Genomic DNA, 13,916 nt, shown 5'->3' with positions numbered 1-13,916 from the left:
CTTTCTAGTTTGAGAATTTTACCTCGGACATATCATGGAACCAGAATGGATAACTCTTTAGCCCTGTTACTTGCTTGTCAGAACCCCAGACGATTTGGTAATCCGCTACATAAACCGACACTGCCTGCTCCGCTAAAATTTCTTGTGCACGTTGGTAATAAGCAATTTGCTTTGCCGTGTCTGTTTCCTTTAAAACGTCAGCCATGATGTTGTCGTATTCCTCATTCTTAAATAAGAAGAAGTTTTCACTGTCATTGGTAGAAATATAGTCATTTAGAATTTCATAGGCAGAGGCACGACCTGTTAAATCAATCGTCGTCATAGTATAGTCGCGACCAAAGTACACACGATCAAGCCAAATCCCCCATTCCACCACTTCAATCTCTACATCTACACCAATTTCTTTGAGGTTAGCGGCAACAATTTGCGCTATATTGGAATAAATATCGTTATGAGAAGATACAGTAATTTTGGTTTTAAAGCCGTCTGGGTACCCTGCTTCAGCTAATAATGCCTTGGCCTTTGCCACATCAAGCTTGTACTTATCTTCTAACCCTTTCTTTTGATAGTCTCCCATTGCTGGACTCATGTTCGAGCCAAGTGGTACAGCATAACCAGCAAAGACAGAATCAATAATATCCGCTTTACTGATGGCATAGTTCATAGCCTGACGCACTTTGATATTATCAAACGGTGCTTTCGTTTCATTAAACGTGACAATTAAAGAAGAGTTATTGTTTTGATGCGATAAATGATGACTATTTTCCACCTCATTTACCCGTTGCCAAGGGACACTTGTTAAATCAACTTCATTTGCCATTAAGCTCATAATGGCTGCTTGATCATCGGATTGGAACGCAAAAGTTACTTTATTTAAGTAAGGCAAGCCTTCTTTCCAATAGCTTTCATTCTTTTTCAACACTAAATTTGAGCCTGGAGCATATTTCACATAAGCAAAAGGACCAGTCCCGATTGGGTTTTCATTATGCTTGCCGTCATTACTTTTCGGTATAATGGCGGCTTGGCGAGCAGTCAAGGAATAGAGGAAATTGGAATTCGGTTCTTTTAACTTAATGACAAAAGTCGTTGTATCTGGGGCTTCGGTAGATGCTACATTATCAAAGTTATTCGACATTTTTTCGCCACCATTTTTGCCCATTAAGCGATCAAACGAATATTGAATATCTTCTATTGTTAAATCCTCGCCATTATGAAATTTCACACCTGAACGAATTTTAAACGTATAAGTTAAACCATCCTGTGAAATTTCATAGCTTTCCGCAAGCCCTTCTTTTAAGGAGCCATCTGTTTCGGGTGCCATCAATCCTTCAAAAATATTAAGAATCATCTGATAGGAAATCGAGGCTGTTGCTTTATGAGGATCTAAAAAATCCGGGTCGTCATTAATGCGGACTACAATTTCTTGCGGTGTATCTGTTGTTACTGGCGCATTTGTCGGTACTTTATTTGTATCTTTTTTGTCATTATCATTTGAACATGCGCTAATCATTACCCCTAAAAGCAATAACAACATTAGGAAAACCCAATTTCTACTCTGCTTCAAAGTATTTCTCCCCCTTTATGCTGTTGTTGAATACTTATATAACTTTCTACGTCCTCTAATTGAGTAGCACCTTTAACACCAGCAATAATCGCTTCCTCCACGACCTTTGTCGCTAAGTGTCCAATATAGTCCACTGGATACGTTTGCTGTCCTGTACCTAAAACAAAAATCGTATCACCGTCTAGCATAGTATGGACAGGATAAATCGTACGTGCTAAGGCATTTTGTGCTAGTTGTGCGATTTTTTTCGCCTCTGCCTTTGTTAACTTTGCATTCATCGCAACAACGCCAATGGTCGTATTGGTACCAGCGAGTGCCTGAGATTGACCATGCTCTTCTAAATGGGAACAACTATCCAGCCATTGCCCTGTTGCTCGGTTACGCGCCCCAGCAATCGTTGTTCGAGTAGTAGGATCCTTTACATCGCCTACTGCATTGACCGCTACCATAGCCCCTACGATAAGCCCATCCTTCCCTACAAGCGAGCTACTGCCTAAACCACCTTTCATACAAAATTGTGGACCTGCTAATTTCCCAACTGTTGCACCATAGCCTGCGCCAATATTGCCATTTACAAAAGCACCAATCTTGGCATTTTTCGCTGCTTCATAACCCATCTGAGCTGATGGTCTTATATGTGCGTCACCAATAAATAAATCAAATAATACTGCACTAGGTACAATTGGTATTTTGGTAACACCCGCATCTACCCCTACACCTTGTTCCTCTAAGTAATGCATAACACCTGTTGCGGCATCCAAACCAAATGCACTGCCACCCGCTAGACAAATGCCATGCACTTGTTGAATTTCATTAATAGGATCCAATGCATCTGTTTCACGTGTGCCTGGTGCAGAGCCTCGCACGTCGACACCACAAACAGCACCATCTTCCACTAAAATAACGGAGCATCCCGTTATGCCTTCTCTATCTTCCGCATGCCCTACTTTCACGCCTGGTACATCGGTAATATTGCCAAACATTAACCCACCCTCTTTTTAAAAATTGAATATTCTGATTATTTTTCATATAAAAAGCACGCTACTTGCTGATGCTCATTTTTTTGTTGCAATGGAGGGCGCGCTAGCCGACATTGCTCCATGACAAACGGACAGCGCGTATGGAACACGCAACCAATCGGTGGATTCATCGGGCTTGGTAGCTCCCCCTGTAATGGGACTAATTGCTTCGGTTCATCAAAATTCACAACAGGAATCGCTGAAAGTAATGCTTGTGTATATGGATGAAGTGGATGTGCATACAATTCTTTTTTTGTGCCTACTTCCACAATCCTTCCTAAATACAGCACTGCAACACGATCGCTAATATGTTTGACAACACTTAAATCATGGGAAATAAATAAATATGTTAATTGAAATTCATCCTGTAAATCCATCATCAAGTTTAATACTTGTGATTGTATGGAAACATCTAAAGCAGAAACTGGCTCATCTGCTATGATAAACTCCGGATTGATGGCAAGTGCTCGGGCAATGCCTATTCGTTGTCTTTGCCCACCTGAAAATTCATGGGGAAATTTGTGCATAGCATCTTCCGGTAAACCAACCTTTTGTAATAGTTCTCTGACCCGTTTTTTACGCTGCTCTTTCGTTAATGACAATTGTAAAGCCATTGGTTCCTCAATAATGGCGCCTATACGCATGCGTGGATTTAATGATGCAAAGGGATCTTGAAAAATCATTTGCATTTGGTTGCGATATTTTTGCAATTCGCGCCCCTTCAAATGATGAATGGCTTGGCCTTTATACAAAATTTCTCCAGCTGTCGGTTCAACAAGCTTTAAAATCGCGCGCCCAAATGTTGACTTTCCAGACCCTGATTCCCCAACAATACCAAGTGTCTCCCCACGGAAGATGTCAATTGAAATATCATCAACAGCCTTAACGACTTTTTTTGCTTCTTTCATAGACTTACGTTTCACAGGAAAATAAGCTTTTAAATGATGAATTTCAAGTAATACTTCTTTGTCCGTCATTTACCAACGCCCCTTCTTCCGTGTATAAATGACACCTTACATGATGTTGATGCTGCAACAACGTAACTTCTGGTAAAACATGACGGCAATGCTCCATCACAAATGGACAACGTGGTGCAAAACGACAGCCTTCTGGTAATGCATAGGCAGGTGGTACAGTGCCTGGGATAGATGGTAACCTTTTTATATCAGTTTCTAAGGTAGGCATCGTTTTTAATAAGGCAATTGTATAGGGATGTTTCGGTTCGAGAAATAACGCACGAACAGGCGCTTGCTCCACAATTTGCCCAGCATACATCACCATGACGCGATCTGCGGTTTCAGCAACAACACTCATATCATGTGTTATAAACAAAATGGCTGATTGCTGTTCTTTTTTCAGCTTCATCATTAACGTTACAATTTGTGCTTGCACCGTAACATCCAATGCCGTTGTCGGCTCATCTGCAATCAATAGTTGGGGGTTATTGGACATGGCAATAGCAATCATCACACGTTGTCGCATGCCACCGGATAACTGATGCGGGTATTCAGTGAGAACCTTTTCTGCATTGGCGATACCCACTTCTTTTAATAGTTGTAGTGACTTTTCTTTCGCTTGTTTTGTAGATATTTTTTGATGCCTACGAATCGCTTCCATCATTTGATTGCCAATGGTAAAAACGGGGTCAAGTGATGTCATCGGTTCTTGAAAAATCATGCTCACTTCATTGCCTCGAATCTTACTCATTTCTTTATTATTCATAGCGAGTAGATTTTTATCGTTTAATGTAATGGTACCAGCGGATATTTCTCCAGGAGGCATCGGAAGCAAGCGCATGATTGACAGCGATGTTATACTCTTGCCACTGCCTGATTCCCCTACAAGTGCTACCGTCTCACCTTTATAAATAACAAAGCTAACATCATCGACTACTTTTGCCTTTTTCCCATTTTTCAAATGAAATTGGACGTGTAATTGCTTTACTTCCAACAACACTTGCTTGTCTTGTGCTTGTTCCACATGCTCCCCCCTGTTCACGTACGCTCAGGTGTTGCATAGCGTATCGCAATATTTTTCATTTGGGTATAATTTCTTAGTGCCACAAAACCTTTTTCACGGCCGATTCCGCTCTTTTTATAACCACCAAACGGCATTTGAATCCCACCTGCTGCGCCGTAATTATTGACAAATACTTGTCCTGCCTTCACTCGGCTAGCCACATAATGAGCCGTGTCTAAATCTTTAGACCAAACACCAGCGACTAATCCATAATCCGTACCATTTGCTAAGGTAATTGCTTCCTCCACTGTTGAAAATGTCAATATAGTTAACACCGGTCCGAAAATTTCCTCCTGCGCCAGTTCAGCGTCGGCATCTACGCCATCGAGAATCGTTGGTTGGATATAGTAACCTTTTTCATAGCCTTTTATTGTTAGCGTGTCGCCACCCGTGATCACATAACCATCCTCTTTTGCTTGTTGCAACAGTGCGGAAATCTTTACATATTGCCGTTCATTTAATAAAGGGCCCATATCAACATCAGCTTCCCCTGGGCCAATCTTCAAAGTTTGAAACCTGTCAACTAACCGCTTGATAAACAACGCTTTTGCATCTTCTTCAATTAGTAAGCGCGCACCAGCAGAGCATGTTTGCCCCGCATTTTGAATAATGGCACGGACTACGCCTTCTAATGCCTGTTCCATTGGCGCATCCGCAAACACAATATTCGGGGACTTTCCACCGAGTTCTAATGTGACAGGTACGATGTTTTGGGCTGCTGCTTTCATCACTTCTATACCCGTAGCAACAGAACCAGTAAATGTAATATGATTAATGTCAGGATGCCTCGTTAACAACGGGCCTACCTCACGACCTAATCCCGTAATATGTTGAAAAATCCCTTTTGGGAATTTTCGAGCAAACCATTGTGTCATCGCATGGGTTGTCAACGGGGTATCTTCTGCACTTTTGACTATGACTGCATTTCCTGTTGCAATTGCTGCGGCAACGCTTCTTGCCGTAATTTGTAAAGGATAATTCCACGGTACAATATGGACGGTAATCCCTACAGGTTCTAGCACGACAGCATTTAATATACCGTCTTCGATAGGGATCGTGTCTCCCATAAGCTTATCGGCAGCCCCACCGTAAAACTCAAAGTAACGTGCTGCTGCTTCAACATCGGCACGTGCTTGTGTTAAGGGCTTTCCAACATCCCGACATTCTAGCAAACTCCATTCTTCAGCATGCATGCGAATATACTGTGCCAGTTCGAGTAATAGCTGACCACGCTCAAAAGCTTTCACTTGGCGCCACTCTTCACTTTCAACCGCAATACGTGCAGCTTGTACCGCCTCATCTACCTGTGCCTTACTAGCATTTTTTAGTTGCGCGAGTACTTCACCAGTAGAAGGATTGACAACATCTATAAACGCCTGACCATCGCCTTGTACCCACTTTCCATTTATTAGCATCGGTATAATGTGCATCGTACTCCTCCTATAAGCCACGGCCTCCGTCTACATGTAACGTTGTCCCTGTTACCATGCCTGCTGCATCTGATAGTAGGTAACTTACGGCACCTGCAATATCAGATGGGTCGACTAAACGCCCAAGTGGCACTGATTGTATAAAAACATTGTGCTTTGCATGTTCAGCATCTGCATTATGTGCAGTAAACTGTGCTAGCATTTGCGTGTCTGCTGGTCCTGGATGAATGGTATTGACCCGAATTTGATGGGAGGCAAGCTCAATTGCCAGCCCACGTGTAAAGCTTTCCGCCGCTCCTTTAGAAGCAATATACACCTGCAAACCGGGACGAGGACGCACCGCAGAAATCGATGCAATGGTCACAATCGAACCTTTTTTCCGCTTCTTCATATACGGCACAATGGCCTTTGTTGTAATAAACAGACTTTTCACATTTACGTCCATTAGTCGATTCCAATCATCCATTGTTACTTGCTCAATCGGCGTCGCAGCCTGTGCAATGCCTAATGCATTGACCAACCCATCAATTCGTCCATACTTGGCGTAAACTTCATGGACAATGGCTTGTATGCTATCTTCTTGCAAAACATTGACTTCATATGTTTGCAAAGATTGTTGCGCTAGATGTGCCAGTGAAGTAACCGATAAATCAAGACCTATCACAATATGCCCTTTGCCCAGTTGGTCTTCTATAATCGCCTTCCCCATTCCTCCACCAGCACCTGTCACAATGATTACTTGCTGTGTAACTGCCATCTTACACACCCCTTGCTGTTTGTTTAATATTTTCAAGCGCCAGACAAATGGCATCACCCATTTGTGTAGTTGTTGCCTGTCCACCAATATCCGCTGTTTGCACGGCTCCCTCGATTAACACTGCTTCAATTGCCGCAACGATTCGCTTTTCTAAATCAGGTCTTCCAATATGCCCAAGCAATAACGCAAGTGACCAAATTTGCGCAATCGGATTAGCAATCCCTTTCCCTGCAATATTGGGTGCAGAACCGTGCACTGGTTCAAACATTGATGGAAATGCTTTTTCAGGATTTAAATTTGCCGAAGGAGATAACCCTAGCCCTCCAACAAGTGCCGACCCTAAATCCGATAAAATATCGCCGAATAAATTCGATGCCACCACTACTTCAAAATCTTGCGGCCGCTCTACAAAATAAGCGACTAATGCATCGATATAGAGAGATTCCAACGTTAAAGTTGGCGAAGCTTGTGCCACAACATCTTTCGTCATCTCATCCCAAAATTTCATAGCATAGATAATGGCGTTTGATTTCGTTGCACTGGTAATTTTCGACTTGCCATTTTGATGAGCATAATCACACGCGGCTTGTACAATTTTTTCAACACCGAGCCGTGTCATTATCGTATTTTGAATCGCCATTTCCTGTGGCTGGTTATGATAAATATGTCCACCACTATTCGAATATTCCCCTTCTGTATTTTCACGGAAAATAACCATATCGATATCTTTGCTATTCGCCAATGGTGAAGCAATGCCCTGTAGTGATTTGACTGGTCTAAAATTGACATATTGCTGGAATTGCTTACGAATCGGCATAATAAATTCCCATATCGTAACATCATCTGGTACACGCGCATCACCAATCGCACCGAATAATATCGCATCATAGTTTCTTAATGTAGTGAGCGCATCTTTTGGCATCATACAACCATGCTGTACATAATAATCCGAGCTCCACGGAAAAATGGTCGTTTCAATGTCTAAAGATGGTTCATCTTGGCGCAGTTGTGCAAGCACTTTTAATGCTTCTGCCATCACTTCCTTACCAATACCGTCTCCAGGAATAACTGCGATTTTGACCATTATGCATCACCTGCTAAAAACTTTAATGCTGCTAAACGATAAATAGCCGTCGTTTCTGCAAGCTCTTCAATATCGACATATTCATCAATTTGATGCGGTAGTTCACGGTCACCCGCCCCAACAGTGACGATTGGTATACCATGTACATGGAGGAAGGTTCCATCCGTAGCACCTGGCACTCCGTTATAAATTGGCTCTTTTTGCGTCACCTCTGCTACCGCTTCGTAAATAGCTTGGACAACTGGCTGTTCTTTTGCAGTAGCGGTTGCTGGGCGATTATCCAGCACCGTAAGCTCCACTTGAAAGTCCGGATCATCTGCTTGGAGTCGTTGAATAATGGCATCGATTTTGCCTAATAATTCATCATGATCCTGGGCTGGAACGGTGCGAATATCTAGCGTCGTCATACAATGATCAGGGATTACATTAATTTGCGCATCCCCTTTTACTGGTGCACGTAAAATCGTTGGTGTAATGGATGGCCAGTTAAGCATTGGATCACGACCTAAACGCGCTTGCTCTTCTTTTTCTAACTTTTCAAGCTCCACAATCAAACGTGCCATCCGCCAATTCGGATTAATGCCACTCCAAGAAATCGCGCCATGTGCCATTTTGCCGAAAATATCGACCTGTAAGCGAATAGCACCGCGTTGTGCAATGCAAACATTATTTTCTTGTGGCTCACAAATAATGGCACCATCTACGCCATCCGCCCAGCCATTGCGAATAAAATGTTTTATGCCTAACATGAGCCCTTCTTCATCACATGGGATACATAAAATAATTTTGCCCGTAAATTCCTCGCCATCTAGTAGCAATGACTGACAAGCTGTTATCATACAAGCGAGATTACCTTTTGTATCATTCGTCCCGCGTCCATACATACGTCCATCAATAATTTCCGCACCGAAAGGATCATATGTCCATGCTTCACGATTGCCTTCGGTTACAACATCTGTATGTCCTTCAAAAAGTAGCGTTTTCCCTGGCTTTCCCGAATCAATAATGCCAATAACATTCGGTCTACCAGGTACAACTTCTTCGACAAACGTTTCAATACCGCTAGCCCGCAAGCATTGCGCCACGTAATTGGCTACTTCCTGTTCATTGCCATGCGGGTCATTTTCGCGATAGACACTTTCAATCCGCACGAGCTTTTGTGTTAAGGCAATAACCGTTTCCCGATCTCGTTGATACGTTGCCGTTGTCTTGATCGTTGGTTCAAGCATATATAAAGCCCCCTTTATATTAGAAAATATTTACAATTTATATTTTCATATTGTATATTTACTAATATATTGGACAAAATGATAATCATTCATAGAATCACACGAACTTTTTTTACCGCTTTTTCCCAATAGAAAACACTCGCCCAAAACGCAATAAAAGTTACGTTTTGAGCGAGTGCTTTTGTATTTTAATTTCTAGCTTTTACGCATACTTAATAAAATCCATCGTGTGCTTTTGATACTAGTGCGCAATATCTTCGGTAATTAAGGTGGATGCTATTAGCTCCAATAGTCGATTTCTTTCCTTTCAGATAGGTTTTTAATAAAGGTAGACATTCACTATCATGTTCTATAAAAACACCTTATCAATTTCCGCCCTGTCATAGTCTAAAATCCAGTCATTCTGCTTCTTGTAAATATCTTTTATTGTAGCGGGAGAAGTTGCCAACAAATCACAACCTCTGTCATCGTAGACGTGAAAAATGGTTTTCCTATTAATATTTATGAAGTAAACATCATAGTAAATCTGCGGTTTCAATCCCAAGTCTTGATTGCAAATGGCTTTTAACAGTGGAATATAGTTAAAATCGAACGTTTTACATTGTAAAGTAAAACGATGCGTTATTAATTTCCCATCTTCATTATCTTCAGGGAATATATACGGTAACGCTTCATGCTTTAATTTCAACAATAAAGATTTGTTCACATAACGTGGAAAATTTTTTAATTTACGTTTTAAGTTTCTATTATTTTTAACATCATGAATATCCATCACTACAAAAATCTCTTCATTTGGACTATGCAGTGCTTCAAATAAAGTAATCGCTCTTTTATAACACCCTAACACATAAGGATTATTTGGATAATCATATTCTATTTTCCAATTAACCCCAAGTTCAAAACGGATCCCTATATGCCAATTATAAAATAAAGGTGGTCGAAGTAGTAAATTGGGGTAATTTTCGTGCATAAAGTCATGTAACTGCATTTTATCACCTCTCATTATTATCTCTTCAATATTTCGAATATCTGGGAAACACAAACTACTATGTTTCAAATAATTATAAATGTTAGTATATTAGCTCCTTCCCAAATAAACAGTGGTTTGTAATAACTTACACGCGCCCAAAACGCTTTAAAAGCAACGTTTCAGGCGCGTGTTTGTGTTCATATATTATATTAATAACAACTTCGAACATCTCTATTTACTTAACTTCCAGCTAATAAATAGTATTCATACTTATTAAAGTCCATTTTATGCTTGATTTTCTTTTGGAAAAACTTCGCATTGTCCTCTGTAATTTTGTAAGAGCCTGTAACCGGATGAATAGAAGAGAGTTGAAAAATAGTTTGCAACTCCTCTAACGTAATATCGGTCAATAATTCACTATCTTCGATTATTGCCTCTCCTGGAAAACTCCATGACACTTCTCGTATAACATTCTTTTCAGAAAGATAATAGGGAGACATCATTTGCTCTACAAAAAGACATTGCTCGCTCGCAAATTGAAGTGCTTCCTGTTGTATGCTGTTCGCTCCAATATACATATAGTAGTCATAACCGAACTGGACAAATAAATCCTCGGTAATCAATTGGCAATGAATAAACTCTCGCAACACCATTTTACAGACGATAGGAATTTGAGCAATGGTTACTAGCATATCTTCTGCCAACGAAATTGTATCAAACGCAGCATCATATAAAGGAGAACTTTTATCCACGTCAGACAGACCATATGTCTCAAGATGGATTAGTCGGACATTCTCAATTTGATAAACCGCAAGACATTTCATTACCGTATCTACATACGCATTCTCGACCTGTAAATAGTCGTCTAACGTTAATATTTCTCCATGAAAAGATTTCCCGATTTCTGAAGCACTTGTCCACTCATCTCTCAAATAATGGCCTTCTGCATTTCGATAAGCAGGATTGTACTTAGTAATACGCCATTGATAGTCGATTTCTCAATGCACAGATAGATGCACCTCCATTATTAAAATAAGTACAGAGTCTACGAGTCTTATTCCCTACCACCTATTGACTTCTATTCTCCAAAATATCTTGAATTGTATAGTCTGCCAGTACCGATTGAAACGTTTTTTCGGCTTTTGCAATAACCATAGAGATAAAACGTTCTGAACCGGTAGATGGCACCGACCAATAGGGTGTTTCATTGTCATTTCCTAACACTTTATAAATATCTTGCATCGTAATTTGCGCTGGTGTTTTATTGAGACAATAGCCCCCATAACGACCACTATGCGCCTGTACATAATCCTGTTCTGCAAGTTTGGCGAGCATTTTTCTAATGAATGTAGCATCTTCCCCTAGTGTCTCGGCAATGACATTACTTTTTAGTAGTTCGTTCGATTCCGCCATGAGGACAATTGCTCGCAATGCGACATGGAACCATTTTGGCCCAAGATCACCCGATTGGATAAGTAACTGCATTGTCATTCCCCCAATTTTCTAAATACTCTTTTTTTCGTTTGACTTCTCTTAATCATTGTACTATATTTTAATTGTGATATTTTAATCACAATTAAAATATCGTTTCAATATAAGGAGGGCATGCAAGTGGAAAATCGAGTACACCCTGAATTAAAAACGTTCTTATCAGCTATGGAAGATTTGCATTTAACAAGAGAGAATATTGCACAGTCGCGTGGTGCGATGAATGAAATGCTTAGCGGTGACGAAGTAAAAATGGAGAATGTTATGATATCAGAGCGCTTTATTGCTAGTCCTAACGGGGCCCCAGACGTTCGTATTCGAATTTATGAACCAGTTGAAAAATATGGCGCTGTACCTGCTATTTTATATATTCATGGTGGGGGTTTTATCATTGGCTCAATCGAGATGTTTGATGCAAGTTGTCAAATGCTTGTTGCTCAATTAGATTGTGTTGTCGTTTCAGTTGGCTATCGCTTAGCACCTGAACATCCTTACCCTGCTGGTGTAGAAGATTGCTATACAGCCCTTGAATGGCTAGCGGCAAATGCTTCTGAACTAGGGATTGATTTAACACGGCTTGCAGTCCATGGTGCAAGTGCTGGAGGTGGATTAACTGCCGCGGTTTCCTTGTTGGCAAGGGATCGAAAAGGGCCGAAAATTGCTTTTCAAATGCCACTTTATCCAATGATTGATAATCGTTGTATTTTACCGTCAAATAATGAAATTACTGATGCTAGAGTATGGAATGGTCCGCAAAATCAGCGTGCATGGGAAATGTATTTAGGGCCTCATTATGCTAGTGAAGCGCCTATTTATGCAGCTCCTCTGCATGCAGACGATTATGCTAATCTTCCTCCTACGTATACATTTATCGGCGATTTAGATCCATTCCGTGATGAAACTATTGAATATGTTGCGAGGCTTACAAAAGCGGGTGTACCGACCGAATTTCATCTATATCCTGGATGCTTTCATGGCTTTGAACACATGGTCCCACAAGTAGAAATTAGTCAACGAGCAATTAAAAATTATATGTATGCCTTTAAGAAAGCATTTGAAAAAGCGGCTTCACCTACTACTTAAATTACTTTTCCACGCCTGATTAGCGATACTGGAGAATTTATCGATGATTTCGGATGCTTTAGTGTCTCTTGATTCTAGTAGCGAAAAATACAACAAGAGCATCGAAATTAGATGCTCTTGTAATGACTTTTATGCAATTATTGTTGACGTGATTCGGTCATTTGCTTCCACACTGAGCCTTTTGCTTCTTCTCCTTGCTCAATACGGGCAATCGCCATTTTCACTTGAAGTTTTACTTCAAATTCTTTGTCATCTTCGACTGCCTTTAACGCTTGTAAAGATTGCTCTGTTCCTACTTCATATAGGTACATTGCTGCGCGCCAGCGGACAAGTTTATTTTTATCTTGTAATGCTTGTTGCATTGCCTCTTCAAACTCCACAAAGCCTAGGTCACTCATACAGTCTCCTGCCGTACGGCGCACCGCAGCACTTTTATCACGCAATGCTTTTTCCAAGTATGGTACTACTGCTACATCTTCAATCATGCCTAAGTAGACCGTTGCCAAACGACGGATGGACATTTGCTCATCTTGCAACGCTAAATCTAAAAGTGGTAAATCATCAAGCTCGGGATCTGCCATTTGATCAAGTAATTGGAAACGTTTTTCCCATTCAGGCTGTTGGAACTGTTCCACCGTTATTTTTAACTTAGCTGGTTTTTGATTGGTCTTTTCTGTATCATTCGCCGTTGCAACAATATCAGCTAAACGTTGTACAGAATAGGTCACATCGATTTCCTGTTTGACCGCTTCCGCAATTTCCTCAAGCTCACCATAACGAACGCCATAGTCAATCCATTTACGTTGGAAGATGTAGTTTTCATCGACATCAGTAGCAATAATGTTATTAAATGCATCGACAAAACGATCACCACAGCTCACACGGTATTCTCGCTGATTGTCAAATACTTTTACTTGTAACGGCACTTGCTTGTAGAACTGGACATGGACATAAACTTCACCGAAAAATTCATTGGCAATTTGGATGTCGCTAGCCTCCGCTACATCTTCCCCCAATACTTGTCGAATGCTCGATAAAATACTTTCCCAGCCGTACTTTGCATTACGTTCGACTGCAAAGAAGTCCGCTACATGATAGACGCCTTTAACCCCTTCTATGGCTAAAATAGCTGCCGCTTCTCCTGTCGCTTCGTCTTTGTTGTCCTTTGTAAAGTTAAAGCTTTTGCCAAACGGTAACTCCGTATCGACGATAATCTTCATTGAATTAGGACTTGGTGTCGGTTCAATTGTAAGTATTTTCATGTAATACACTC

General features: G+C 40.9%; 13 protein-coding genes. 1 reads left to right on the top strand and 12 read right to left on the bottom strand.

Annotated features, from left to right (window positions below; genetic code table 11):
• Positions 1 to 4 precede the first annotated feature (4 nt).
• From I5435_RS08915 to I5435_RS08865, 11 genes are all read right to left on the bottom strand, one after another.
• Complete coding sequence (locus tag I5435_RS08915) at positions 5 to 1,534, bottom strand: ABC transporter substrate-binding protein (RefSeq protein WP_337983858.1); 1,530 nt, start codon at positions 1,532 to 1,534, stop codon at positions 5 to 7.
• 26 nt (positions 1,535 to 1,560) lie between these two features.
• A complete protein-coding gene (locus tag I5435_RS08910) occupies positions 1,561 to 2,547 on the bottom strand; it encodes a P1 family peptidase (protein ID WP_231786040.1) in 987 nt (328 codons plus the stop codon).
• A gap of 35 nt (positions 2,548 to 2,582) precedes the next feature.
• Complete coding sequence (locus tag I5435_RS08905) at positions 2,583 to 3,560, bottom strand: ABC transporter ATP-binding protein (RefSeq protein WP_229389392.1); 978 nt, start codon at positions 3,558 to 3,560, stop codon at positions 2,583 to 2,585.
• Positions 3,535 to 4,563, bottom strand: coding sequence for an ABC transporter ATP-binding protein (locus I5435_RS08900; RefSeq protein ID WP_337983620.1), 1,029 nt, complete (start codon positions 4,561 to 4,563; stop codon positions 3,535 to 3,537). The genes I5435_RS08905 and I5435_RS08900 overlap by 26 nt, the downstream gene beginning before the upstream one ends.
• A 14-nt stretch (positions 4,564 to 4,577) precedes the next feature.
• Positions 4,578 to 6,032, bottom strand: coding sequence for an aldehyde dehydrogenase family protein (locus tag I5435_RS08895; RefSeq protein ID WP_229389388.1), 1,455 nt, complete (start codon positions 6,030 to 6,032; stop codon positions 4,578 to 4,580).
• Positions 6,033 to 6,042: 10 nt separating this feature from the next.
• Positions 6,043 to 6,789 (bottom strand): SDR family NAD(P)-dependent oxidoreductase, encoded by a 747-nt coding sequence (locus tag I5435_RS08890; RefSeq protein ID WP_024363486.1) that lies wholly within the window; start codon positions 6,787 to 6,789, stop codon positions 6,043 to 6,045.
• 1 nt (position 6,790) lies between these two features.
• Positions 6,791 to 7,873, bottom strand: coding sequence for a tartrate dehydrogenase (locus I5435_RS08885; RefSeq protein WP_025219239.1), 1,083 nt, complete (start codon positions 7,871 to 7,873; stop codon positions 6,791 to 6,793).
• On the bottom strand, positions 7,873 to 9,102 hold the full coding sequence (locus tag I5435_RS08880; protein ID WP_231786037.1) for a M20 family metallopeptidase: 1,230 nt from the start codon (positions 9,100 to 9,102) through the stop codon (positions 7,873 to 7,875). The genes I5435_RS08885 and I5435_RS08880 overlap by 1 nt, the downstream gene beginning before the upstream one ends.
• Before the next feature lie 349 nt (positions 9,103 to 9,451).
• Positions 9,452 to 10,090 carry a DUF3885 domain-containing protein gene (locus I5435_RS08875; protein WP_337983619.1) on the bottom strand — a complete coding sequence of 213 codons (639 nt, stop codon included), beginning with the start codon at positions 10,088 to 10,090 and terminating at the stop codon, positions 9,452 to 9,454.
• Between the two features lie 221 nt (positions 10,091 to 10,311).
• Complete coding sequence (locus I5435_RS08870; RefSeq protein WP_337983618.1) at positions 10,312 to 11,004, bottom strand: DUF7683 domain-containing protein; 693 nt, start codon at positions 11,002 to 11,004, stop codon at positions 10,312 to 10,314.
• A gap of 136 nt (positions 11,005 to 11,140) precedes the next feature.
• Positions 11,141 to 11,557: an Rrf2 family transcriptional regulator gene (locus tag I5435_RS08865; RefSeq protein ID WP_024363481.1), complete on the bottom strand. Its 417-nt coding sequence runs from the start codon at positions 11,555 to 11,557 to the stop codon at positions 11,141 to 11,143.
• Positions 11,558 to 11,683: 126 nt separating this feature from the next.
• On the opposite strand from I5435_RS08865, the gene I5435_RS08860 reads away from it, so the two are divergent.
• Complete coding sequence (locus tag I5435_RS08860) at positions 11,684 to 12,643, top strand: alpha/beta hydrolase (RefSeq protein ID WP_024363480.1); 960 nt, start codon at positions 11,684 to 11,686, stop codon at positions 12,641 to 12,643.
• A gap of 137 nt (positions 12,644 to 12,780) precedes the next feature.
• Here the strand turns inward: I5435_RS08860 and I5435_RS08855 are convergent, their stop codons facing one another.
• The gene (locus I5435_RS08855; protein WP_024363479.1) at positions 12,781 to 13,905 is read right to left on the bottom strand and encodes a conserved virulence factor C family protein; all 1,125 of its coding nucleotides are present in this window, start codon (positions 13,903 to 13,905) and stop codon (positions 12,781 to 12,783) included.
• Positions 13,906 to 13,916 lie beyond the last annotated feature (11 nt).

The organism is Lysinibacillus sp. C5.1 (genome assembly GCF_016350185.1).
Lineage (GTDB): Bacteria > Bacillota > Bacilli > Bacillales_A > Planococcaceae > Lysinibacillus > Lysinibacillus sphaericus.
The sequence above is the reverse complement of the archived record's forward strand: the minus strand, read 5'-3'. Positions and strand labels throughout refer to the sequence as shown.

Coding starts and splice junctions, on each gene's coding strand:
- I5435_RS08910 (WP_231786040.1), bottom strand. CDS start 2,547: ATGTTTGGCAATATTACCGATGTACCAGGCGTGAAAGTAGGGCATGCG.
- I5435_RS08880 (WP_231786037.1), bottom strand. CDS start 9,102: ATGCTTGAACCAACGATCAAGACAACGGCAACGTATCAACGAGATCGG.
- I5435_RS08855 (WP_024363479.1), bottom strand. CDS start 13,905: ATGAAAATACTTACAATTGAACCGACACCAAGTCCTAATTCAATGAAG.
- I5435_RS08915 (WP_337983858.1), bottom strand. CDS start 1,534: ATGTTGTTATTGCTTTTAGGGGTAATGATTAGCGCATGTTCAAATGAT.
- I5435_RS08895 (WP_229389388.1), bottom strand. CDS start 6,032: ATGCACATTATACCGATGCTAATAAATGGAAAGTGGGTACAAGGCGAT.
- I5435_RS08890 (WP_024363486.1), bottom strand. CDS start 6,789: ATGGCAGTTACACAGCAAGTAATCATTGTGACAGGTGCTGGTGGAGGA.
- I5435_RS08875 (WP_337983619.1), bottom strand. CDS start 10,090: ATGCAGTTACATGACTTTATGCACGAAAATTACCCCAATTTACTACTT.
- I5435_RS08905 (WP_229389392.1), bottom strand. CDS start 3,560: ATGACGGACAAAGAAGTATTACTTGAAATTCATCATTTAAAAGCTTAT.
- I5435_RS08885 (WP_025219239.1), bottom strand. CDS start 7,873: ATGGTCAAAATCGCAGTTATTCCTGGAGACGGTATTGGTAAGGAAGTG.
- I5435_RS08865 (WP_024363481.1), bottom strand. CDS start 11,557: ATGCAGTTACTTATCCAATCGGGTGATCTTGGGCCAAAATGGTTCCAT.